We start from the raw sequence: 23071 nt of genomic DNA, 5'->3' as shown, positions 1-23071 counted from the left end.
CATCCCCTCCCTGTATGCACACACAACAGCCCACTTGCAATTACTTAAGCTCCTCAAACGCACCCTTCTTTATCTTTACCTTGGTCTCGAGATTCTGATAATAATCCCTCAAGATGGCCAACACCTCAGGACGACTGAACTCAGGCGGTACTTCCCCACCCTCGCTCATCATGCGGCGGAACTTGGTGCCGCTGACAACAACGCGGTCCTCTTTGGTATGAGGACAGGTCTTGAGAGAGGCCATGCCGCCACACTTCTTGCACCAGAAGGTCCAGTCGATCTTCAGGGGTTTAAGCTCAAGGGCACCCGGCCAGAGCCTGTCGTATATCTCCTGGGCCTCAAACAGACCATAGAAGTCACCGACACCGGCATGGTCACGGCCGATTATCAGGTGTGAGCAGCCAAAGTTCTGACGGAAGATGCCGTGGAGCAGGGCCTCTTTCGGGCCGCCATAGCGCATCTCTAATGGATACACGCCAAGGACAGTGCGCTCCATGTTGAAATAGTTGTCAAGAAGCGCCTTGTAGCACTCCATACGCTTCTCGCCAGGGATGTCGCCTGGCTTGAGTTTGCCGACAAGGGCATGTATGAATACGCCGTCAAGGACCTCCTGGGCTATCTTGCATAGATATTCGTGTGAACGATGGATCGGGTTCCTGGTCTGGAATGCAGCCACCTGGCTCCAACCCTTGTCTTCGAAAAGTTTTCTTGCGACAGCCGGATGCATATAGGCGTCACCGTATTTCTGCCTGAAATCCTTTTCAGAAAGGGCCTTGATCGGGCCGCCGACATAATACTTGCCCGAATTCATTATTTGCTGTACACCTGGATGATCCGCCTCCGCAACCTCCCAGAACTTCTCTGAGTCAGGACCGGCGCCCTTGAAGCAGAGCTCGCACTCCTTGCGCTTGTCAGGCTCCCATATCTCCTCGACCTTCATTGTGGCCATCAGGTCCCCTGTCTCTTTGTCATAAAGGGCAACCTCTTCACCAACTTTAAGGGATTTCTTAGTCTCTTCGTCAACAGCAAGTGTAACCGGCAGAGGCCACATGGTCCCTGGGTCAACCTTGCGAAGCTTCATCTCCTCTATACAGCCTTCATAATCATCCTTGCACATAAATCCATTGAGGGGGGTAAAGGCGCCCATCCCGAGCATCAATATGTCTCCTGACTCCTTGGAGGTTATATCGACCCTCTTCATCTTGCCAGCACGCTTTATCTCCTCTTCACGCTCCTTACCCGTAAGCAAAAGCGGCATAAGCTTTTTCTTCGATCCGTGTGGATTGACTAACGCCATGATCTTCTTGCTCCTTTCGACATTTTAATTTGTTATAAAATTACCGGATCCCAAAATTAGATCGGACTAGAGACCGGCCATACATATCTTTCTACTTTGATGATCTCGACATCCCTGACGGCCAAAATTACCTGTCAACTACTGAATTACTCTTCAGTACTGTAGTTGTTTTATATTCACAGTCACAGGAATTGTCAAGGGGAAAATACGGTAACTGAACAGAAGACCAAAAAAAGAAGAGCCTTATTTGGATCGCCATTATAGATAAAAATTAGGCTGATCACAAAGAATTTCAAAAAATTTCTTTGCCAGACTCCGATGACAGAGACCATGACTTGCAAAAAAGATGATTGATTAATAAGGTAGCCTATGCAATCAGTTTAAAATAGGCCGTTACCTTAAACAAGACGCCTGTACAACGCCATCAAAACTGAATTGGCAATCATTTTTGGATTCCTTACAAAAACGCCTAAGGTATGATTAAGATGCCCAAAAAACCTTATGGACATAAATGTGGATTCAGAACCATGGCTGTGCTTGCTGGGGGCAGGAGCAGCCGCTTCGGAGACAACAAGGCCCTCGCACGCTGGCTGGGCGGAAATGTCATAGATGCCGTCATATCGGCGGCCCGCATCGTTTCGGATGAAATTTTTATCGTCTCAAATGATACTGGGTCCTATAAATATCTGGGCCTACCGATCATAAAAGACGCCGTGGTCAACACTGGCCCGATAGGCGGGATATTGGGCGCACTCAAAAGCGCAAATGGCAACAGGGTCTTTATCACTGCCTGCGATATGCCGCTCTTAAACCCAGGACTCATAGAATGGATGTGGTGTATCGAGACCTGGGCCCCTGTCGTCATCCCAAAGACACCGGGCAGGATTGAGCCGCTACATGCAATATATCACAGATCACTTATCCCGCTCATCGAACATTCGATCAGACACAACCGGTTGGGTCTTCAAAAATTCCTTACAAATATACCGAGGCATGAGGTGCCGCCCGAAGACATAAAAAGATTCTGCCCTGATCTCTCATGCCTTAAGAGCGCCAACACAAGAGATGAGCTTGAGACCCTGAAGCGTGTTATATCATCAGATGAATCTGGCGTTGCCAAGCCATGCATCATGCACTAAGGTAAAAAGATATATCTAAGTCTCTAAAAAACAATCCGGGATGACTATTATGGACATTTCAGAGGCCAAAAAAAAGGCTGATATGGCGCTTAAAAGAGAAAAGCTGGGGAGCGTGATAGACCCGGTACGTCTTGAAAAAAAAGATACGTTCAGATTCCGCTGCCACCCTGGTGTGTCTTGTTTTACGCATTGCTGCCGCAATATGAATATAATCCTTACGCCTTATGACATCATCAGACTCAAAAAAAGACTCGGCATGCCTTCTAATCTCTTTTTGCACCTCTATGCCCAGCCTGAAATACTCGCCCAAACGGGTGTCCCTGTAGCACGTTTAAAGATGCTTGAAAAAGACGGCAAGTGCCCATTTGTAACCCCTGACGGCTGCCAGGTATATACCGATCGACCTGTATGCTGCAGGTATTACCCGATAGGCATCGCGAGTCTCAAGCAGGACAAAGGGGCATCTGAAGGGGAGGAGTTCTTCTTTCTGATCAAAGAAAGCCACTGCCATGGCTTTAAAGAACAGACAGAATGGACGGTTGACGCGTGGAGAGGAGATCAAGAGGCCGATCTCTATGACTCGATGAACAGAGGTTGGCTCGAGCTGCTCCTACGCAAATGCTCATTCGGCGAGGAGACTGAGATGCCACCGAAGGCTAGACAGCTATTTTATATGGTGACGACAAACATGGAGCGCTTCAGGGCATTTGTCTTTGAAAGCCGTTTTTTAAATACATATATTGTGAAAGATGAGATCCTAAAGGAAATACTCGAAGATGACGTTGCCCTTATGCAATTTGGTTTCGAGTACCTCAAGCAGGCAATATTCGGTGTGGAATCAAACAGCTTGAGGTTAAAGGAAGATATCCTGAACAACCAAATTAAAAAGACACTTGAAAAAAGAAAAAATAAAAGGTTTGCGGCTTGGTAAGGGGCATGATGCGCCACTCCCCCTATGTACATTACATGTAAAGACCTTTCCTATTCCTATCCCGGGGTACCGACTCATGTCTTCAAGGGAATCAATTGCTCCCTAAGAGGACCTGGGTTTTTCTCTCTCTTCGGGCTTTCCGGAGTAGGCAAAAGCACACTTGCAAGACTTTTAAGCAATGGACTTACCGCGGAAAGCGGCAGGGTGGAGACCGACCTTGGCCGAATACTCTACGCCCATGACTCTGAGAGATTGCCTGGATGGCTTACGATAGGAGACCACTTCAAGAAGATAGCCGATAATAAATACGCCAAGCTCCTTCAAGGCCTTATAAGTGACTATGGCCTCAAAGAGTCCCTCTCCCGCAGATTCACATCCCTATCTATGGGCCAAAGAAACAGGGCGAACCTCATCCGCTACCTCGTGCAAGACTTTGACTTACTTATTACCGATGAAGTACTCGCCAACGTGGATGAACCGACCAGATATGGGATACTTGGATCCATGAAACATATATTTCCAAAAAAAATGTTCCTCTATATCTCTCATAATGCCATAGAAGTAGCGCGTTTCTCCAAGACCATATTCGTATTGCCCCAGGCGCCCGACGGTGCGACAGGTCTTATCGAAATAAGCGGCCTTGACCAGCAGGCCAACCGCAGCCCATCGGACGAAATGGTCCAAAAAAAGATATATGAGATATTAAGAGCTGCAAGTGCAGGAGAAGATTCAACAAGGTGAAGATGCTCAGCCGCCTAATCCAATTCATAATCATCTATTGCCTGTCCATCGGGCTTCTGTGGACTGCAAAATACGCCATGCGTCTCTCTGACTATCTTATACCAGCACCCATTGATCTACTTCGGGCAGCAAGGGATGACGGACCGAACTATCTCATGGCCTCGCTGGACACCCTCCTGGTGGCAATCGAAGGGCATTTTGCAGCCATCCTCCTTGCCGGAACGGTGGGCTTCGTAGGGAGCCTCCGCTCCACAATAGGCGCGGTCACCAAGACTGCGGCATACAACCTCCAGGCCTACCCGATTGTAGCAGTCAGTCCCATTATATTCATATTTTTGGGGGACGGCCTGGCATCGAGACTCCTCATCGCTGCCCTTATCTGTTATTTCCCCCTACTCTTAAGCCTTCTTGGCATATTTTCTCAGCCCGTAGAGGATGTCGAACATTTCTTCAACGAAACAGGTCGAATGAACTGGAAGTTGAGACTCGGGATCCGGATCTTTGAAAACATCGAAAAGCTCATAACCGTTCTGGTAGGAAGTGGCACAATGGCCATGGTAGGTACCATTGTGGCCGAATTCCTTGCCGCGACGCATGGAATAGGTTATGAAATAAAAAAGGCCCTGTATCAAGACAATCTTGCAGATATACTCCTTGCCCTCTTTCTGATCGGGCTGTGTTCATCCATGTATCTGTCCGTAATAGAAACGATAGGGGCCGTAATAACAGCAAAGGTCCAAGGGGACACAGGGTAGCCGCCGAATGAGGACTGAAACATACCCCAGCCTTATAGGGTTTGCAGGTATTGTAATCACATCAATTATTCTGGTCCTCGGTCTTTCTGGATGCTCATCAGAAAATGGTGGACGGAGACAAAAAACCGGCAATAGGGCGGTAGAGCAGATAGTCTGCCGACTGAAGTGGCTTCCCAACGTCAGCGCTGCAGGTGAGATATGGGCCAAACAGAGCGGTATATTTAAAAAAGAAGGGATGAATGTAGAATTAAAAGAAGGTGGGCTCGAACACGACGCAATAAGGGATTTAGAGCTCGGTCGGGCCGACTTCGGCGTGGCATCGGCCGACCAGGTATTGAGGGCCAGCGAAAAGGGGGCGCACATAGTGGTCATCGCCCAGATATTCCAGAAAAATCCGCTCAAATGGATCTACAATTCGTCAAGGATACATATAAAAACGCCAAAGGATCTGCAAGGCCTGAAAATCGGTATCACCTATGGCGGAAACGATGAGGCGATCTTCAAGGCGCTCATCGCCCGGTATGATATCAGCAAGGATGATATACAAACCTACGCAGTCCATCAGGACTATGGCCCTTTCTGGAGGGGCGAAGCCGACTTGTGGCCTGTTTACAGCAATGTAGAGGGTATAATACTCGCTGAAAAGATGATCCAAAATGGGGCCAAGCCTATGTTTTTTGACCCAGCGGCGTTTGGTGTGAGTTTCGTGGCAAATTCGCTTATCACCTCAGAAAAATTATATAAAAAAAGACCAGGGCTGGTAAAAAAATTTACCCAAGCCGTGATCAAAGGCTGGCAGGAGGCGCTCTCAAAGGGGCATGAACAGGATGCAGCGAAGGCCATCCATGAGATGGACGAGACAACGCCAATAGAGATCATCAAAAGGCAGCTCGCGGCCACAAGAAGTTTGGTGCTGCCGCAGAACGGCAAAGGCCCCATCGGCAGAATAGATAAAAAGGCATGGCAGGAGACCGAAGATATCATGATGGCCCAAGGCCTTATGCATCGCTATGTTAATCTGCAAAACCTTCTGGCAGGACCTCCTCCTTGAGCATGCAGCAAGCTATACGTGAGACAGGTCTTCCCTTCTCGTCATATTGGATATTGCCTGGATGAAGAATGCGGTTGAATACGCACCCCTCTGGTATCGTAAGCTGAAACAGCTCTCTTTCGGTAAGAGGCGGCCTCTCAAGGAGATGTCCGCCTTTTATCTCAAATGAATGCACAGGGTAGTCCTCACAGAGCGGACAACGGTATACCCTGCCGTTTGGAAATACAAAATAATTCATGGCGGCCACGCCTGCGCATATGAAAGGCTCATCCGGCCCTAAAAACACCTTTGGATAAGTAACATGGATGCCCATCTTGGCTGCAGCCACAGCAACACGCGGCATCACCTGCTCCCATTCGTTACGCTCAAACTGAAGCGACACTGTTCTAGAATCGACCTCGGACGACCTGCCCCTGATGCCTATCACCTGGATGAAAAAACGCTTGACGCCCAATCTTTTAAGAAGCCCTGGCATATTTGCCAGATCATAGAGATTCATTCTACTCGCTGTGAATATAACACTTACATTGAAGCCCCTTGAAACGGCCTTTCTTATACCGGCGGTACAGATCTTGAACACACCACTGCCACGGATGGGGTCATTGACCTCCGGACATGAACCATCCAAACTAAAACTCAAGTAATTGAGCTCATCAGGCCCTATCTTATCCAGGATATCGTAAAAAAGAAAACCGTTCGTATCCACCGTAATGGAACCGTAACCAAGCCTTTTGGCCTCTTTGATCGCCAAGGGAAGGGCCTGATTCAAGGTTGGTTCCCCACCCAGAAAGATCAAGTTGGTCTTATCCGCCCAATTTATGTGATTTAAGGCGGATTGCGGCCTACCTGGCTTATAGACGAATAAACCTAGCCATTCTTTTATAGTATCCGCATCAAGGATGTCCGCGCCATGCTCGTCTTGATTAATGTAACAATGACGGCATTTCAGATTGCATCTTGTTAGAATATGCAGGAAGACGTTTCTGGTGTCAGGCTTGAATTCAACGGTACGGCGCATCAGGTCCATCTTTCTATTTATTCGGCAGCTCCGTATAGGCGGCAAACAAACTGCCCCTCCAATAGCTGTTTGCCGGATCAGAGAAAAATGCCCTAAAAAGCGAAAGGCTTTCGCCCCTTCTGACCCCGCCTATGACCTTGACATGGGCCATTCTATTATATAAAGATTCGGTATAAAATCTGACAGGATCTTCTGCACGTGAGACCAAAAATACTGAATTGCATGTAGACAGATCAAGGCCGCAGGCCCCCCCCATTACATCTTCATAGGCAAAGACAATCCTTTTTACGCCGTTAAGAACCAATGCCCCAAGACACATAAGACACGGCTCAAGCGTGCTGTATGCGGTCAAATCATGCCTATCTCCGCAGCCGGCAGCCGTAATACACGCCTCCCTCCTTACCAAATCTCTGAGCGCAATGATCTCCGCATGGTCCAGCTCATTTGCACTGCCCCCCTTGCTATTGAGCCTCATACCCTCTCCAACCACCCGTTCGCCGGAGACCAGGACGCATCCCACAGGAAATTCCCCATTTGACAAGGCGCGGGAGGCCAGCTCCAGCGCCTTGCCCATCCACCTTTCATCATTAAAATCACAACTGCCTTGCATAACCATGCATTGACACCCTACAAAATTGTCAAGGGCCGACAGGCTACCAGCCCGTTACACGTTTCCATATCTTATTCAGAATCCATGTCCAATCAGCCATTTCTTCAACGCCTCTTCTAGGGCGAAACCCGCCACTGCCTCCCTCCCTATCTTCTCCTTAACACGCATAATGGCGTCTTTGGCAATCCGTTCATTGAGCCTTTTACAGATATAGTTTACACAGATCAAATGGCGGGCGGCAATCAGACAGCCTCTCTCGCCAAGAAACATACATCCGGTCTGGTCAAATCTGGCGGTCGGCAATCGGATCCCCATAAAGAGGTTTATAAGAAGCAATGTGGCGTCAAATCGGTCTTCAATACCCCTGCCGCAGCAGCTTCCACCATCATTTATGGCACAGTCCATGCATTGGGCCGACACCCCGGCCTCCGACATCGCGCTCCAGGTATCTTTGATAGCAACTCGATAGCCTTCAATGAGACCTGAGATTTCCGTGTCTTCCAAAATCACGGATCCAACGGTCCTCATAATTTTTTGTGCCCATTCGATCTTTTTATCAATCGGATGATCAATACCCAACAATATCTAACATCCCCTTCGAATTCTAAGGAGTTTGAGGGTGCAACCCCTCTTACAATAAACATGGATCAAACTCATCATAAAACAATCCTTCTAAATTTTAAATGGGCATCTGCCTGAAAAAGAATCAAGCCTTGTCTTTTGATTTCAAAAAACGCCGCATTTTCATATTTGCTGTATGTAACAGCGTGAGAAAAGATATCAGGGCAACAAATCGAGATTGACTTTACCCGCCATAACGTTTAGTTAATAGTTTGTTTTTTAACATATACGAGGTGGGACATTGAACAATAAATCACATTACACCTTGGCTGGCGTAAATATAGATAAGGCCAATGAATTTATATCAAATATAAAACCGCTCGTCTCTTCCACTTTCAAACGCGGAGTGCTCACCGAGATAGGGGGATTTGCAGGTCTCTTTGCCATTGATACTGCAAGATACCAAAGTCCAGTCTTGGTCTCTTCTACAGACGGCGTGGGCACCAAATTAAAAATCGCGTTTATGTCTGACATACACGACACTATAGGTATAGACCTAGTGGCTATGTGTATAAACGACATAATTGTATGCGGCGCTCAGCCCCTCTTCTTTCTGGACTACTTCGCAACAGGGAAACTCGCGCCAGATGTCGCGATAAGCGTAATAAAAGGCATTGTGGAAGGCTGCAAGATAGCCGGCTGCTCCCTTATTGGCGGCGAGACAGCCGAGATGCCCGGATTTTATGCCGACAATGAATACGATCTGGCTGGCTTCGCTGTAGGCGTTGTCGAGCGCGACAAGATTATCGATGGCTCTGAAATCAGCGTGGACAATATCCTTGTCGGGCTTTCCTCCAGCGGGTTGCACAGCAATGGATTCTCCCTCGTAAGAAAGATATGTTTTGATGATTTAGGGCTTTCAATATCGGACAACATCCCTGAATTGGGCAACAGACCCCTGGGTGAATTATTACTGACCCCAACGCGTATTTATGCCACAACCATAGCGCACCTGTTAAAACAGCATAAGATAAATGGAATGGTACATATGACCGGCGGCGGCTTTCAAGACAACATCCCGCGCATACTCCCGAATTCATGCAAGGCTGTAATAAATATCGGAAGCTGGCCGGTCCCACCTATCTTTTCATTCCTAGAAAAAAAGGGTGGCATTGAGACAGAAGAGATGATGCACATATTTAATTATGGGATAGGTATGATCTTGATCGTTCCAGAGGCCGAAGCCCAGGACGTCGTTTTCCAGAGCCAAGTCGTCGGTGAGAAGGCCTTTATTATAGGTCGGGTAGAGACGAAGGCGGCTGGTGAACAGCCGGTGGTATTTAAATACTGATTACTGACCAGTCATGCCTTTTTGTCCCAATTCTTTATGACCCTTTCCCGCAACTCCTTGCCTACCTTAAAAAAGGGTAACTTTTTAGGTCCAACCGGGATCTTTTCGCCGCTCTTCGGATTTCTACCCGTATATGGCTTATACTCTCTGACCACAAAACTGCCGAAACCGCGCACCTCCGCACCCTCTCCATCTATGAGGGCCTCTGTTATGGCGGTAAAGACCTCGTTCACTACAAATTCAGCCACACCGTAGTTTAGGCCTGCCTCTTGAGCCAACGCCTCTATGATCTCTGATTTGTTCACCGGCCCTCTCCCCCATTCCCCATTCGGTTTGATCTTAAATATAAGACCCCTAAAAATCGTCTTTAATTAATTCTTAAATATATTGCTATATTTCAGAGTTACGTTAATATCAAAGTTATTCCATCTTAGCCTTAGCAGATCCCTTTTAAAAACTAATATATCTGATAAAAGGCGGCAAGGGGGTGGACACGAGATAAATCTATCGAGATCTTCATGATAAAAAAATGGCTGCAAAGGATAAAAAACTGGGACAAACAGACCGAACCTGAGGGATTGGGCGACGTCGGCAACGCCACTGAGGCGCAAGGGATTAAGGATTTCACAGAGCCTGCTCAGTCAGAAACAACGGTGATCTGTAAAAAGACAGATGCAACCCAGGAAGAAAACCTTACCCAGACAAGTCAAACGCCCAGCCTTGGTCTATTTAGCAGACTCAAGGAACGGATGAACAAGACCCGTCAAGGGTTTGTACACCAGATCGATCAATTGATCCTTGGTAAAAAGGAGATAGACCCTGAACTCCTGGATGAGCTCGAAGAGGTGCTTGTAACAGCCGATATAGGCGTTTCCACAACCCAAGAAATATTCACCAGGATCAGAGACGAGGTAAAAAAGCGCGAGCTGAGCGACCCCAATGTGCTCAGAGAGCGCATCAAAGAACAAATCTCGGGTCTTTTGCAGGTTGACGCCCCACCAATGAATTTGGAGCTGGCGCACCCCTTTGTGATCTTAATCGTTGGCGTAAACGGCGTAGGCAAGACCACCACCATAGCTAAACTCTCCTACAAGCTAAAAAAAGATGGAAAAAGGGTCCTGCTCGCCGCTGGCGACACCTTCAGGGCAGCAGCCATCGAACAACTCGAGGCATGGGGGGAGAAAACTGGCATCCCGGTAATAAAACACCAGACAGGCGCCGATCCTTCAGCCGTAGCCTACGACGCCATTGAGGCAGGGCTCAAAAGGGATTCAGACGTTATCATTATAGATACGGCCGGAAGGCTCCATACAAAGGTCAATCTCATGGAAGAACTGAAAAAGATAAGGAGGGTGATAGCAAAAAAGATACCGAACGCCCCTCATGAGACATTGCTTGTATTGGATGCTACGGCAGGACAAAACGCTATCTCCCAGGCCAAACTGTTTAAGGAAGCTGCTGGCGTAACAGGCATAGTGCTCACCAAGCTCGACGGAACAGCCAAGGGCGGGATCGTCATAAGCATTGCCCACCAGATGCGGATACCTATACGTTTTATAGGTATAGGTGAAGGCATGGAAGACCTGCGTCCTTTTGATTCACAGGAGTTTGCAGAGGCTATCTTCTCCAGAGACTAAACCTACCGCCTTCCATAGCATTTTCCCAAAAGGTCTTCAAGGGCATCTTTGATCGTCGGAAAATCAAAGGCGAAACCTTCCCTCTCAAGTACTGCCGGTACGACCCTCTGCCCCTTGAGCGCCACATCAGCCGCATTACCAATAAAAAGCCTCAAGGCAAACCCAGGCACAGGGAGGATGGCTGGGCGACCAAGGATGCCTGCAAGGGTTTTTGTAAATTCCATGTTAGTGACAGGATTCGGAGCGCACATGTTTACCGTACCGGACACTTTCTTGTTTGTAGCAATAAAAAGTACGGCTCGACAGAGATCATGGATATGTATCCAAGAAAACCACTGCCTTCCGTCTCCAAGGCGGCCTCCCACCCCAAGCCTGAACACAGGGATCATCTGGGCGAGCATCCCACCACCCATGCCTAGCACTGCACCTAAGCGGGCTACAACTACCCTTGCCCCATTTTCTGATGCCCTCATCGCCTCTTCCTGCCATTTCATGGTCACTTCCGCAAGAAAACCTGTACCGCAGGCTGATTCTTCAGTAAATACCGCATCTCTGTCTCCGTCCCCATAGTAGCCTACGGCGTTTGCATTTATGAGTGTTATGCCAGGACCTCTTTTTAATGCAACATCGGCTGCCAAACGGGTGGAACGCACACGACTTTCGAGTATCTCCTCACGCGCCTCATCCGTCCATCTGGTCAAGATTGGTTTTCCCACCAGATTTACTATCACATCTCTCTGCGATGCCACATCCTGCCAGCTACCTGCATGCAAAGGGTCACCCTGGATTATAGATACGCCAGGCGGAAATTCCTCTGCCTTTACGGGACGCCTGACAAGTGCTGTAACCTCATGACCCTTTTTCAATAAATAGCTTGTCAGGTGGGTACCAATAAAACCCGTCCCTCCCATTAAAAAAAATTTCATAATCACACCTTCTCTTTATCCATTACATATTTTTTATTATATCTTGTTTTTATTATAACCCTTTGGCATTATAAAGTCTATCTTATTGGAATTGGCCAGCAAACCAGAATCCAAAGACATGTGTATGCATATGGGTGTTTAAACAAACCTATGACTAGAGAGGCGGATATGGAAAAAGACAGGCTTGACCCATCCGATTCAGCTTCAACGACCGAACGGCACAATGACCAACAAAACAACCGAAGCCAGGGAGAGACCGGTCCCAAAAAATCAACCCCCCTCCCAAGGGTCACATTTTCAACCTTTGTACTCTCACTTAATACATCGGCATTGCTGCATCTAGGCGAGATCCCCGACCCTGTCTCTGGTAAAAAAGACAAAGACATACCCCTCGCCAAACATGTGATAGATACGCTTATCATGTTGCGCGACAAGACTACTGGCAATCTTGAAGATGACGAAAAGAGGCTCCTGGAGAGCATACTCTTTGACCTGCAATTGCGATTTGTGAACGCCTCAAGGCAATAGACATACCCCGATGGACAACCTCACCGTAAAGGCCCCTGCCAAGATAAATCTGTTTCTGCGCATTATAAAAAAGAGAGAGGACGGGTATCACAACATCGTTACTATTTTTCAAAAGATCAGTCTATGGGACGAGATAACACTGGCCATATCAAAAAAAGAAAGGGGCATCTGTTTAGAATGTAGTGATGACAACCTGCCGGGCATGGAAGACAATCTGGCGTTCAAGGCGGCAAAGGCATTTTTGGATTATACTGGCATAGACTATGGGGTTTACATAAAATTAAAAAAACAAATCCCAATCGGCGCCGGCCTCGGCGGCGGGAGCAGCGATGCAGCAGCCGTCTTAAAGGGATTGAACAAGCTGTCAGGGGGCCTCATGAACAGCGACGATCTCAATGGTATTGGCTGTAGGCTTGGTGCCGATGTCCCTTTCTTTATGCATGATGCGGCATCGGCAATAGGAACCGGGGTCGGGAACAGGCTTAAGGCCATCAAAATCCCGCTGTTTCACTACCTCCTGGTCTGGCCCGGTTTTAGTATAAGCACAAAATGGGTCTATGAGCATTTTGAGTTGACAACTCGACCTCTTGACACTATTTTTGACGCCGAGCTAGCCTTGCATGTCAGGAGATGGACTAATGACCTCGAAATGGCCGTGACTCCCATTTATCCCCAAATAAAGGCCATAAAGAATCGGCTCATGGAGTTGGGGGCTGAGACCGCTCTTATGTCTGGCAGCGGCTCAACGGTCTTCGGGGTCTTCTCCTCAGCAGAAAAGGCCAAGGCAGCTGCCTCAGGCCTGGTCGTCAGAGACAATCAGCGCATATACTTGACCAAGGCCTTGGGCTAAACATTAAAGATATTTTAACATGACAAACTATCGATTGGGGTGTCGTCAAGCGGTAAGACACGGGTCTTTGGAACCCGTATTCGGAGGTTCGAATCCTCCCACCCCAGTAACTGATTTCAACCATTAATGGGGTGTCTTCAAATGCCGGTCAATAATATCAAGATATTCAGTGGGAACTCCAATCCCAAACTGTCTCAAGAGATATGTGACTATCTTGGACTGCCGATGGGAAGGGCCACGGTCAAGACATTCAGCGACGGTGAGGTATTTGTAGAGATAGGGGAAAACGTAAGGGGGGCCGATGTATTCGTGATCCAATCCACATGTCCTCCTGTCAACAACAACCTTATGGAACTCCTCATCATGATAGACGCGCTGAGAAGGGCCTCCTCCAGGAGAATCACAGCCGTACTTCCCTATTACGGCTATGCGCGACAAGATAGAAAGGCGGCGCCTAGGGTACCGATAACTGCCAAACTGGTGGCTGATATAATAACAACTGCTGGTGCAAGGAGGGTTCTTGCCATGGATCTCCATGCCGGCCAGATACAAGGTTTTTTTAATATACCGGTTGATCATCTATTTGCAGCCCCTGTATTGCTCGATTATCTCAAAACAAATATTCAGGGCCAGGTAGTGATGGTATCTCCTGATGCAGGAGGGGTGGAAAGGACCAGGGCTTTCGCCAAAAGGCTTGGGGCCGGTTTGGCCATTATAGATAAACGAAGGGAAAGGCCCAATGAGGCAACGGTTATGAACATAATTGGCGATGTAAAAGGCAAGACTGCCGTTATATTGGACGACATGGTGGACACGGCTGGCACGCTCTGCAAGGCTGCTGAGGCACTTATGGCGCAAGGGGCGAGCTGCGTGCACGGCTGTGCAACACACCCTGTACTTTCCGGACCAGCCATAGAACGCATAAGGCAGTCGGTGCTCGACTCGCTGGTGGTGACCAACACCATCCCCCTGAATGAAGAGGCCAAAAAGTTCGACAAGATAAAGGTACTGTCTGTCTCCAGTCTTTTAGGAGAGGCAATAAGACGTATACATAATGATGATTCGGTAAGTTTACTCTTTGTATAGTTAAAAGGAGCATTGACAAGATGAAACAGGTGACTTTGGATGCATTAATGCGTGACGAGACTGGGAAGGGGGCGGCGAGAAAACTGCGCGGCGCGGGGAGGCTCCCGGGCGTATTATACGGGCCGAAGAACAAATCCGTTCCGTTGTCTGTAGACGCACATAGATTCAACAGGATTATTGAGACCTCCAAGGGGGAACAGATATTGTTTTCACTTAACCTCAGAGGAGCTGGCGGTGATGAAGCAAGTCGATTGGCCCTTGTCAAAGAATTGCAGCTCCACCCAGTGAATGAACGCATCCGTCACATAGACTTTTACGAGGTCTATATGAATGAAGAGGTAAGGGTAGACGTACCCATTGCAATCACAGGCAAGGCAAGGGGGGTTGAGATAGAAAATGGCATCCTTGAAATCATCAAACGCACAGTAAAGGTATCATGTCTTCCGATGTCCATACCAAAGGAGATCTTGGTCGATGTGTCTGACTTAGGGCTCGGCGAGGCGATACACGCCGCTGATCTAGTAGCCCCTGCCGGGGTAAGAATCATGGAAGACCCAAAGACAGCATTTATAACCATAGTAGGCGCAGGGATTGAGGAAAAGGCCAGCGAAACGACAGAGGCCGAGGCAGCAGCGGAGACAACTACAACCACTCAGACCGAAAACAAATAAGGCATCCAGCCCCCTCCTTATATGAGGAGGGGGGGAGTCACATAAACTGATGGTGCGTACTTAAACGATCCTTAAAGTGTCTAAAATCATGTTAGCCGGCCTGGGGAATCCTGGGTCTCAATATGCCATGACCCGCCATAATGTAGGCTTTATGGCGCTAGATGCCTTGGCGTCGAATTATGGTATAGCCTTTAAACGATTCAAACAGACCACGTGCGAAATAGGATCGGGCATCATCGAACAGCGCCCTATAGTCCTTTTAAAGCCGCTTACCTATATGAACAAAAGCGGAGATGCCGTGGCAAAGATGCTGGTCTATTATAACATTGAACCGCCAGCCATGATGGTCATACACGACGACATCGACATGCCGCTTGGTACCTTCAAGTTTTCAAGGGGGGGTGGCGCAGGTGGACACAACGGTATAAGATCGATCATCGAATCAATCGGGACAAATCAATTTCCGAGGCTGAAAATCGGCATAGGACGCCCCAAAGACCTCGCTCCAATAGATCACTATGTATTATCACCTTTTGGAGGAGACGAGATAAAGATATTGCAGGATGTACTGACGATGGCGCTTGAGGGTATTATATGTTTTATAAAAGAGGGATTAGAAAAGGCCATGAACGGCTATAATGGTAGAGGAATTAAATTGTGATCCAAGAGGTAATATGGGTAAATTTCTCATATATTTTTCCTGTGCAGTATTAGCCGCCATCCTTCTGGCAGGAACAATTGTCTCGACAATGATGTTGAAAGGCCCCCCACCTGAGATCAACGCCATCTCGGCCCCTCGAGTTATCGGCAGGGAGGCAGTTATCAGCTTCAGATTTCATGACTCCGGCAGAGGGATTAGGGAGATAACAGCCTCCATCATTCAAGGCAAAAAAGTGGTAACACTCGAACCAAAAAGATTCCCGGTTATAAGCTGGTGGAAAGGAACTAGCATCAAGGACAAGATCGTATCATGGCAAGTGGCGCCGCTTGCCATGGGTCTTCATCAGGGAAAGGCCATTTTGAGGGCAACCGCAAGGGACGCCTCGTGGAGAAATGACTTTAATGGAAATGAAACGACTTTCCAGTCTGAAGTCGTCATAGACGTCACACCGCCGTCGATAACCGTACTTAGCACAATACACAATATGATATCGGGCGGCGCTGGTCTAGTTTCTTACAAGGTCAACAAGGATATATCACGAACAGGCGTTTGGGTAGATGATATATTTTTCCCGGCATACCCGAGACCGCAAGGCAGTGCAGGTGAATATTCAGCCCTCATAGCCATCCCATTCGATGTCCCACGGCCCAAATTATATATAGAAGCAGTAGACACAGCGGGAAATGTGGCCAAGACCGGATTCCCATATCAAATCCACTACATGGCGCCCAAGGTGGATCGGATCAATATCAGCGACAACTTCCTTGAACAAAAAATGCCCGAGTTCACTGCGAGGTACCCAGACTTGACCGGAACACCTCTCAATATATTCTTGCAAGTGAACAGCAAATTACGAACCGAAAACGACCAGGAGATAAAAAACATATGCCTGAAAAGCTCTCCAAAGATCATGTGGCAGGGCGCATTTATAAGGCCGCCAGGGGCCAAGAGGGCTGGCTTCGCGGACGAGCGACATTATTTTTACAACGGCAAAGAGATATCACAAGCCCATCATATGGGCGTTGACATAGCGGCCCTCGCACAATTCCCTGTCCGGGCAGGCAATTCAGGCAAGGTAATTTTTACCGGATATCTCGGTATATATGGAAACGCAATCATTATAGACCACGGCTTTGGGCTTGCCAGTCTATACGGACACCTTGAATCAATCAATACAGCCGTTGGAGCCAGGGTGGAACGTGGGACAATAATTGGCACTACCGATTCAACGGGTCTCAGCGGCGGCGACCATCTGCACTATGCAATGATGGTGCACGGAGTCTTTATAAATCCAACAGAATGGTGGGACGACAAGTGGATAAAAGATCATATCATCAACAATCTTCTGGCTAAATAGGTGCAGCAAAAAAAAATTATCTATATCAATAGATATCTTATCGTGTTGGCTATTGTTTTATATACATTAGCCACATCAGCGTTTTCTTTGCCATCATTTCAAAATATCAAACATTCTATTCAAGAACAACTCGAAAAATTATGGGAAAAAACACCAATAGGCAAAGAACAAAAAGAATGGAGAATAGCAAGACAAGAAGCAATATCAGCAGTAAAAGATGCAGAATATCATAATGCTTTAATATATGCCAAACAACAAATATCTGATGCTCAAAATCTATTATTAAAAGCATATATATATGCTAATAATAAAGAATATTATGAAGCCATATATGCTGCAAAAAAAACAAAAATATTAGCAATTCAGGCAAAAAATATTAGTCAAAAAATAAAAAATGAAAAACTAAATAAAGCTAAAAATGAACTTGCTAATTTAGCACTACAAATAAAACAATTACATGAAAACTATCAAAAAATAAATCATAATATTCCAATAGAATATAATGAATTACTATTAGCCTGGAAAGATTTAACTAATGCTTTAGCATTAGAGCAATTTGAAGATATAGAAAATAATATCTCTACATTACAGAATAAAATTAATGAGCTTAATTCAAAATTAACTTCAATAAAAAAGAACAAGATTAAAAAGCACATCAAAAAATAAATAATAATTTTTGGAGAATTACTGTCTATGGAAATATCAATGATTTTAATACCAGTTGATTTTTCAGATTGTGCAAAAAATAGCATAATTTATGCAAAAAATTTTGTCAAAATCTGGAAAGCAGATGTCATACTTATTTATGTTATCAATTCTAAATATGCTGAACATATTGCAGAATATATAAAAGAGCCAATCGAAAAGGTTAAAGATCACTTAATCAATCAAGCAAAACAATCTTTCAGAAATTTTTTATCTCAATTATCAGAAAATAATTTTATCAAAGACACAATTGTATCATATGGAAGACCCTTCCAAGAAATAGCAATAAAGGCAAGAGAATTACAGGCCGATATGATAATTATGGGCGGATATGGAAGCATGGGCATAGGGCAAATAGACGAAATATTTTTTGGAAGTACTGTAGAAAAAGTAATAAGATTACTACCATGTCCTATCATTTGTGTACCTATGGGTTGGACAGTAAATAAAACATAAATTAACTAAAATTTTATGGAATTAAAAATAATAAAAAGTAAATTAAATACTATAATAAATGAAAAAGATTATAAATTTAAAATAGCACTAACAAATATATTATATGATAATCTTAATAAATGGCAAAAAATTGGACAAATTTTATTAACTAATTTTATAGCAAAAATAGCAAAAGAAGAAGGAATAGTTTCATTTACAAGCAAATATGATGAAGAAATATTCAAAGATCATTTACCCAATGATATAGCAAATACAATAACTCAGCTTTCAAGACTTCTTTTAGGCGAATTAGAAAATAAACAAGATAAAATAACGGCAATTTTCCTCTTGCTAAAACTTTTTGAATGGACACTTTTAAACTACGAAAATCGATGTCCTTATGGCAAAACAATAGACCAACAGGCCGAAATTTTACTAAAAAAAACATCTAACCAAACTGAACTATTTGGAAATAAAGATGAAATATGGCTTTACTCAATTGGTATTCTAAAAGACATATTTAAACAAAATTTCAATGAACAAAAGATCTTTTTCGGCTGCCGCGCTTATGCAGAAGAAGCTATATTCAACGACAAGACTGTGCTTATGGATGACAGGAATTGGTCACAAATTAACCTCCCATCGTCAGACTTGATTGGGAAGCTTGTCCTCGGTGCCCGCACAAATCTCACGGATCAGACATTGGTTGGAATTTCCATAAAGAGATACCAGCGACAGCAAATAAATAAAACGGAAGAGCATTCCAATAGGCTTGAAGGGATATTTCTGACAAGACTCACGGAACTGTGCGGTGCAGCGATTTGGAAAAAGGATGGGTCTGACTAAAACACAATGCAGACCCATTCCATACGGCATTTAACGTTCAATTCATTGAAATCTTTGATATAATAGCACAATCAACCAAAATATCGTGAGGGTGTCCGGGACTTTCTGTATAACATATCGCAGGATTGTCACCCATTATGACCTTACAGCTCATCCTGGTTTCAGTTTTGCAATTTAAGATTTTCCAGCATGTTGTATGTTGGAGCAATCTCTTTAAACTAGGCAATGTCACACCGATTTCATATATTATGGCCGTAAGGCATCTAAGCCAATAGATATCGGCTTGTGAAAATAATCTAAGAAATCCGTTATATTTTGGATAAACAAGACCTTCGGTCTCCAACATCTGTAATGTCTTTGGATGCATATCCAACAAATAGGCTGCTACGCCTATTGAATAAATAGGCGTAGCAGCCGCCTCGTCAATCCTTCTCACAGCACATCCCAAGAGGCTATCCATGATGTTCCTCAGACAGATGTCCATTAAAGAGTTTTTCTCCCATGAGAAAGAGCATCGCACAGAAACTAAAGCCGCCTATGGTTATCATGATCTCATAGAAACTTGGAGTATAAGAAAAATATCGCGGCATATCTACTATCCCCATACCTTCTGTCCAGGGCACGATCTGTCCAACAACGACCAAATCATAGCGCATAAAAAAGATACCTATCAGACAAAGTGCCCCTGCAAAAAACATGACCTTGAGATTCTTTGCCTTTACCGCTAAGATCAATATGAAAGGCAGAACCATGCCGAGTAATATCTCCCCGCCCCAAAAATTCAAGGAATAATTACCTGTTAATATGGCCTGCATAGCCTCATACTCTCCAGGCGGCTTGCCAGCAATACCTGCAAGTATCTTCCATGAAGTAAAAAACATTATGACGGCCATTAATAGCAAACCGAGCTTTCCTGTTGCAGAAAGAGACCGTTCCATTGCAACGCTCATCTTCCATCCGTTTGCCCTATAGGCTATCCAGGTAAAAAACAGGACCGCGGCACAGCCTGACATCATGGCTGATGCAATAAAATAGATCGGCATAAGCGGACCATGCCAGAATTCACGCGCGGCAAGCAACCCAAAGACTGCGCCAAGGTTGCTGTGGGCGGCAACACCTGAAATAACACCTAAGAGCCCAACCATGGATGCCTGTTTGTAGCGTCCAATTTGCAGCAAGGCGAACTCTATCAACATGAAGAAAAGATATGCACCATAGAGCGTGCCCATCCACCAAATATTTGAAGTCAAATTGGGAGAAATCACGTTATAGATAGCCATTCGCCAGGGATTTTCTATCTCGAATGCAATAACCATAAAACCGCTTATAATAGTTGCTATTGCCAGGAAAACCGATCGTTTGGCTATGGGCATAAAACTCTCTGTGCCAAAGACATGCCCTATCGACGAAACAAGGCACAACCCGGTCGATGTGACAACAAAAAAAACATAGGTAGAGATCAAAAGACCCCATGGTACCTCTCTGGTTACGCCATAGACATGATTATGGCCAACTATGAAGGCATCGATTCCAAAAGCAACACCTATGGCAGCTAAAAGGCCGAATATTGCTATTGCGGCATTATAGGCCCTTGATGTTGCGACCAGCGATTTGTCTAATGTAGCGGTCTTTACGTCGGACATAGGATAACACTCCTTCTTAAAGATTTAAATTTTAATAAATTACTTTAAGTTACTTATAGGTCTCACTCCATTGCTTTATTTTTTCACTAAGCACTGGTTTGACCTTTAGATCAAAATAGGTATGCAGTGACGCACAACCTATCCACATGACGAGGAAAAACAGACCTTTAAACATTTGTTGGCACCTCCTTCAAGAACCCCCCGGTAGCGGCCGGGCAAAACAAATTTGGAAGAGATCTTATTTTATTTATCTTAATATCAGCACCCCCTTTCTTTAATTTTCTTAAAGATCTCTTTTATAAAAAATATAAATTATAAGTTATAATTGTCAATAAAAATTTAAATTTAAATATCTATAAAATACACATTTAATATGTATCATAATCTTAAAAAAAAATTCAATAATTTATTGATTTAATTAAAATTATTAATTTTTAAAATAAATTTATTAAAAAATAATAGACGACGCAAAATAATCCCGAAAATTTTTTCAAATTTTTTTTTAAATTTTATAAAAGAAAAAGTGGCGCAATTTTAGCCTAAAATTTTATAAAAGTGGCGCAATTTTAGCCTAAAATTTTATAATTTTATAAATTAAATTTGTTAATTTAAATCTATATGCTAATTATTCTATTGATTTAATTAAAAAAATAAATATAGAAATCAGATTTGGCATTATTTTTGCTTGATAAAAAACTTAGGATAACACATAAAAAATAGACGAGGATAACAGACAACCGGATTTGAAAGCGGAGAGCGGTCCGCTTTCAAAAACCGGTACTAAAAAAATTTTTGAATTTAAAATCTTGTTAAAATGAGATAATTAAGACCAAAAATAAGACCCAGCATGAAGCTGGGTCTTAGATCAATTAAAAATTTTTTAAAGTTTTAAAAGTAAAGACCGTTTGATATTATTTTTTACCGGTCTTAGTGAGACGATTCATACCCTTTACGCCTATATGACAAACAGCGCACTTTGTATTTGAAGCAAATGCGGTCTCGCCATTATGACACGCACCGCAATATTTTCCGGCATAAAGCGATTTCATTGTAAAATCTCCTTTTTCCTCTGCCGTACCTTTTGCCTCTTCAAAAAGTTTATCGTGACAATCTTCGCAACTATAGCCGAAACCAAGATGCGTTTTATGATCAAAAAGTACTGCCTTGACAGGTTTTGTAAAAAGTATTGGGCCTCCCCCTTCATCGTCGTCACCAGCCAAAACTATTTTATATGAAAGGCATACCGATAAACAAATAAAAATCGAACATATAACTACTACGATCATTTTTTTCATGGATCACATCCTCGCATTTTCTGTTTTATTTATTCGTTTTGCGTCCAATAAAATCGATAGAATTTTAATCAACCTTTTGTGTAAAATACATTAGGCAAGGTCCCTGTCTCAGGTCTCAATACCCAAACCACCCTCTCTGGTTCATGCACTAATTTATAAACCCTGCTTGAAGGATCTGAGATGTCCCCGAAGATTCTTACATCAGCCGGACAAGCTGCGGCGCAGGCGGTCAGGGTCTCACCTTTTGACAACCTATTTTCCCAACAAAAATCGCACTTATCGATCGCCCGTATCTCTTCATTGAAATAACGCGCATTATATGGACAGGCAGCCATGCATGTCTTACAACCTATACATTTTTTGATATCCATTCTGACTATACCGGTCTTTTTGTCTTTATATGTGGCCCTGGTGGGACAAACTCTAACACATGGAGGACGATTGCAGTGATTACACAATACAGGCATGAATTCCCGCTGTTTTGAACCAGGGCCGATAACCAACTCCCTTTCTAAAATCGTTGTCCTATAACCATAATCCGGCACGTGATTGGTCTTTACACAGGCATCCATACAACGCTGACAATCTATGCAACGATCCTGACGTATCACCATGCTGTAATGAGGTTTATAGCTGTATTGTTTTAATACAATCCCTTCGACATCTGCATGACCGCGTTTTGCAGACATCAATGAAAGAATCGAGCCTCCTGCAAAGACACCTGTCACAACCAAACCTAGCCGTAAAAAATCACGTCTTTCTTTTGAAGGAAGGTGCTCAACGCCCTCGTTTTTCAATTTTTCTATCTCTTCAATCTTCATTTATTCCTCCATATTCCGACTGCCGACAATCAAGTATACAGCCTTCTTAAATTAGCATTCAATCTATTTGTGTGACAATTAACTTAAACAATTTTTGAATGTAATTCTATGCTACAATTTGTCAAGCATACGGCCCAAACTCCGACAAAAAATATC

27 protein-coding genes and 1 tRNA gene are annotated in these 23071 nt (G+C 44.6%); 17 read left to right on the top strand and 11 right to left on the bottom strand.

Annotated features, from left to right (window positions below):
- Positions 1-40 precede the first annotated feature (40 nt).
- Positions 41-1297, bottom strand: coding sequence for a sulfate adenylyltransferase (sat, locus tag LGS26_RS04225; RefSeq protein WP_237889492.1), 1257 nt, complete (start codon positions 1295-1297; stop codon positions 41-43).
- Between the two features lie 485 nt (positions 1298-1782).
- Between sat and mobA the strand changes: the two genes are divergently transcribed.
- Genes mobA through LGS26_RS04200 form a run of 5 tightly spaced genes read left to right on the top strand, consistent with a single transcriptional unit; the run spans position 1783 to position 5914 of the window.
- Positions 1783-2436, top strand: a complete 654-nt coding sequence (mobA, locus tag LGS26_RS04220) for a molybdenum cofactor guanylyltransferase (RefSeq protein ID WP_237889486.1) — start codon at positions 1783-1785, stop codon at positions 2434-2436.
- 49 nt (positions 2437-2485) lie between these two features.
- Complete coding sequence (locus tag LGS26_RS04215; RefSeq protein WP_237889484.1) at positions 2486-3367, top strand: YkgJ family cysteine cluster protein; 882 nt, start codon at positions 2486-2488, stop codon at positions 3365-3367.
- A 24-nt stretch (positions 3368-3391) separates the two neighbouring features.
- Positions 3392-4108, top strand: coding sequence for an ATP-binding cassette domain-containing protein (locus LGS26_RS04210; RefSeq protein WP_237889483.1), 717 nt, complete (start codon positions 3392-3394; stop codon positions 4106-4108).
- Positions 4109-4110: 2 nt separating this feature from the next.
- Complete coding sequence (locus tag LGS26_RS04205) at positions 4111-4863, top strand: ABC transporter permease (RefSeq protein ID WP_237889847.1); 753 nt, start codon at positions 4111-4113, stop codon at positions 4861-4863.
- A gap of 7 nt (positions 4864-4870) precedes the next feature.
- Positions 4871-5914: an ABC transporter substrate-binding protein gene (locus LGS26_RS04200; RefSeq protein WP_237889476.1), complete on the top strand. Its 1044-nt coding sequence runs from the start codon at positions 4871-4873 to the stop codon at positions 5912-5914.
- Here the strand turns inward: LGS26_RS04200 and LGS26_RS04195 are convergent.
- From LGS26_RS04195 to LGS26_RS04185, 3 genes are all read right to left on the bottom strand, one after another.
- Positions 5877-6932, bottom strand: a complete 1056-nt coding sequence (locus LGS26_RS04195) for a radical SAM protein (protein ID WP_237889474.1) — start codon at positions 6930-6932, stop codon at positions 5877-5879. The genes LGS26_RS04200 and LGS26_RS04195 overlap by 38 nt on opposite strands.
- A 13-nt stretch (positions 6933-6945) precedes the next feature.
- Positions 6946-7542 (bottom strand): nucleoside deaminase, encoded by a 597-nt coding sequence (locus LGS26_RS04190; RefSeq protein WP_237889472.1) that lies wholly within the window; start codon positions 7540-7542, stop codon positions 6946-6948.
- Positions 7543-7617: 75 nt separating this feature from the next.
- Positions 7618-8046: a hypothetical protein gene (locus tag LGS26_RS04185; RefSeq protein ID WP_237889470.1), complete on the bottom strand. Its 429-nt coding sequence runs from the start codon at positions 8044-8046 to the stop codon at positions 7618-7620.
- A gap of 358 nt (positions 8047-8404) precedes the next feature.
- On the opposite strand from LGS26_RS04185, the gene purM reads away from it, so the two are divergent.
- Positions 8405-9454 (top strand): phosphoribosylformylglycinamidine cyclo-ligase, encoded by a 1050-nt coding sequence (gene purM, locus LGS26_RS04180; RefSeq protein ID WP_237889468.1) that lies wholly within the window; start codon positions 8405-8407, stop codon positions 9452-9454.
- Between the two features lie 11 nt (positions 9455-9465).
- Here purM and LGS26_RS04175 read toward each other — a convergent pair whose 3' ends face one another.
- Positions 9466-9759 (bottom strand): HU family DNA-binding protein, encoded by a 294-nt coding sequence (locus LGS26_RS04175; protein WP_237889466.1) that lies wholly within the window; start codon positions 9757-9759, stop codon positions 9466-9468.
- 213 nt (positions 9760-9972) lie between these two features.
- Between LGS26_RS04175 and ftsY the strand changes: the two genes are divergently transcribed.
- Positions 9973-11091, top strand: a complete 1119-nt coding sequence (gene ftsY / locus LGS26_RS04170; protein WP_237889464.1) for a signal recognition particle-docking protein FtsY — start codon at positions 9973-9975, stop codon at positions 11089-11091.
- 2 nt (positions 11092-11093) lie between these two features.
- On the opposite strand, the gene LGS26_RS04165 is transcribed toward ftsY, so the two are convergent.
- Positions 11094-12017: a TIGR01777 family oxidoreductase gene (locus LGS26_RS04165; RefSeq protein WP_237889456.1), complete on the bottom strand. Its 924-nt coding sequence runs from the start codon at positions 12015-12017 to the stop codon at positions 11094-11096.
- 168 nt (positions 12018-12185) lie between these two features.
- Between LGS26_RS04165 and LGS26_RS04160 the strand changes: the two genes are divergently transcribed.
- From LGS26_RS04160 to LGS26_RS04115, 10 genes are all read left to right on the top strand, one after another.
- Positions 12186-12545 (top strand): DUF1844 domain-containing protein, encoded by a 360-nt coding sequence (locus tag LGS26_RS04160; RefSeq protein ID WP_237889454.1) that lies wholly within the window; start codon positions 12186-12188, stop codon positions 12543-12545.
- Between the two features lie 10 nt (positions 12546-12555).
- Positions 12556-13395: a 4-(cytidine 5'-diphospho)-2-C-methyl-D-erythritol kinase gene (gene ispE, locus LGS26_RS04155; protein WP_237889452.1), complete on the top strand. Its 840-nt coding sequence runs from the start codon at positions 12556-12558 to the stop codon at positions 13393-13395.
- A 35-nt stretch (positions 13396-13430) separates the two neighbouring features.
- Positions 13431-13502: transfer RNA gene (locus LGS26_RS04150), tRNA-Gln, on the top strand.
- 34 nt (positions 13503-13536) lie between these two features.
- Positions 13537-14481: a ribose-phosphate pyrophosphokinase gene (locus tag LGS26_RS04145; RefSeq protein WP_237889444.1), complete on the top strand. Its 945-nt coding sequence runs from the start codon at positions 13537-13539 to the stop codon at positions 14479-14481.
- A 20-nt stretch (positions 14482-14501) separates the two neighbouring features.
- On the top strand, positions 14502-15152 hold the full coding sequence (locus tag LGS26_RS04140) for a 50S ribosomal protein L25 (RefSeq protein WP_237889442.1): 651 nt from the start codon (positions 14502-14504) through the stop codon (positions 15150-15152).
- Positions 15153-15240: 88 nt separating this feature from the next.
- On the top strand, positions 15241-15813 hold the full coding sequence (gene pth, locus LGS26_RS04135; protein WP_237889434.1) for an aminoacyl-tRNA hydrolase: 573 nt from the start codon (positions 15241-15243) through the stop codon (positions 15811-15813).
- Between the two features lie 13 nt (positions 15814-15826).
- Entirely contained in the window at positions 15827-17170 is a 1344-nt protein-coding gene (locus LGS26_RS04130) for a M23 family metallopeptidase (RefSeq protein ID WP_237889426.1), read from the top strand.
- A complete protein-coding gene (locus LGS26_RS04125; RefSeq protein WP_237889424.1) occupies positions 17171-17836 on the top strand; it encodes a hypothetical protein in 666 nt (221 codons plus the stop codon).
- 27 nt (positions 17837-17863) lie between these two features.
- Positions 17864-18331, top strand: a complete 468-nt coding sequence (locus LGS26_RS04120) for a universal stress protein (protein ID WP_237889422.1) — start codon at positions 17864-17866, stop codon at positions 18329-18331.
- A 15-nt stretch (positions 18332-18346) separates the two neighbouring features.
- Complete coding sequence (locus LGS26_RS04115; RefSeq protein ID WP_237889420.1) at positions 18347-19156, top strand: hypothetical protein; 810 nt, start codon at positions 18347-18349, stop codon at positions 19154-19156.
- Positions 19157-19193: 37 nt separating this feature from the next.
- Here the strand turns inward: LGS26_RS04115 and LGS26_RS04110 are convergent, their stop codons facing one another.
- The 5 genes from LGS26_RS04110 to LGS26_RS04095 all read right to left on the bottom strand — a co-directional run bounded on the left by LGS26_RS04110 (position 19194) and on the right by LGS26_RS04095 (position 22915).
- Positions 19194-19616 (bottom strand): MerR family transcriptional regulator, encoded by a 423-nt coding sequence (locus LGS26_RS04110; RefSeq protein WP_237889418.1) that lies wholly within the window; start codon positions 19614-19616, stop codon positions 19194-19196.
- Entirely contained in the window at positions 19609-20799 is a 1191-nt protein-coding gene (nrfD, locus tag LGS26_RS04105; protein WP_237889416.1) for an NrfD/PsrC family molybdoenzyme membrane anchor subunit, read from the bottom strand. The genes LGS26_RS04110 and nrfD overlap by 8 nt, the downstream gene beginning before the upstream one ends.
- Before the next feature lie 49 nt (positions 20800-20848).
- Positions 20849-20974, bottom strand: coding sequence for a hypothetical protein (locus tag LGS26_RS09660; RefSeq protein ID WP_269137059.1), 126 nt, complete (start codon positions 20972-20974; stop codon positions 20849-20851).
- A 736-nt stretch (positions 20975-21710) separates the two neighbouring features.
- On the bottom strand, positions 21711-22094 hold the full coding sequence (locus tag LGS26_RS04100) for a cytochrome c3 family protein (RefSeq protein WP_237889414.1): 384 nt from the start codon (positions 22092-22094) through the stop codon (positions 21711-21713).
- Positions 22095-22162: 68 nt separating this feature from the next.
- Positions 22163-22915 (bottom strand): 4Fe-4S dicluster domain-containing protein, encoded by a 753-nt coding sequence (locus LGS26_RS04095; RefSeq protein ID WP_237889412.1) that lies wholly within the window; start codon positions 22913-22915, stop codon positions 22163-22165.
- Between the last annotated feature and the right edge of the window lie 156 nt (positions 22916-23071).

It is taken from the genome of Dissulfurimicrobium hydrothermale (assembly GCF_022026155.1).
In the GTDB taxonomy this organism is placed as follows: Bacteria; Desulfobacterota; Dissulfuribacteria; order Dissulfuribacterales; family Sh68; genus Dissulfurimicrobium; species Dissulfurimicrobium hydrothermale.
The sequence above is the reverse complement of the archived record's forward strand: the minus strand, read 5'-3'. Positions and strand labels throughout refer to the sequence as shown.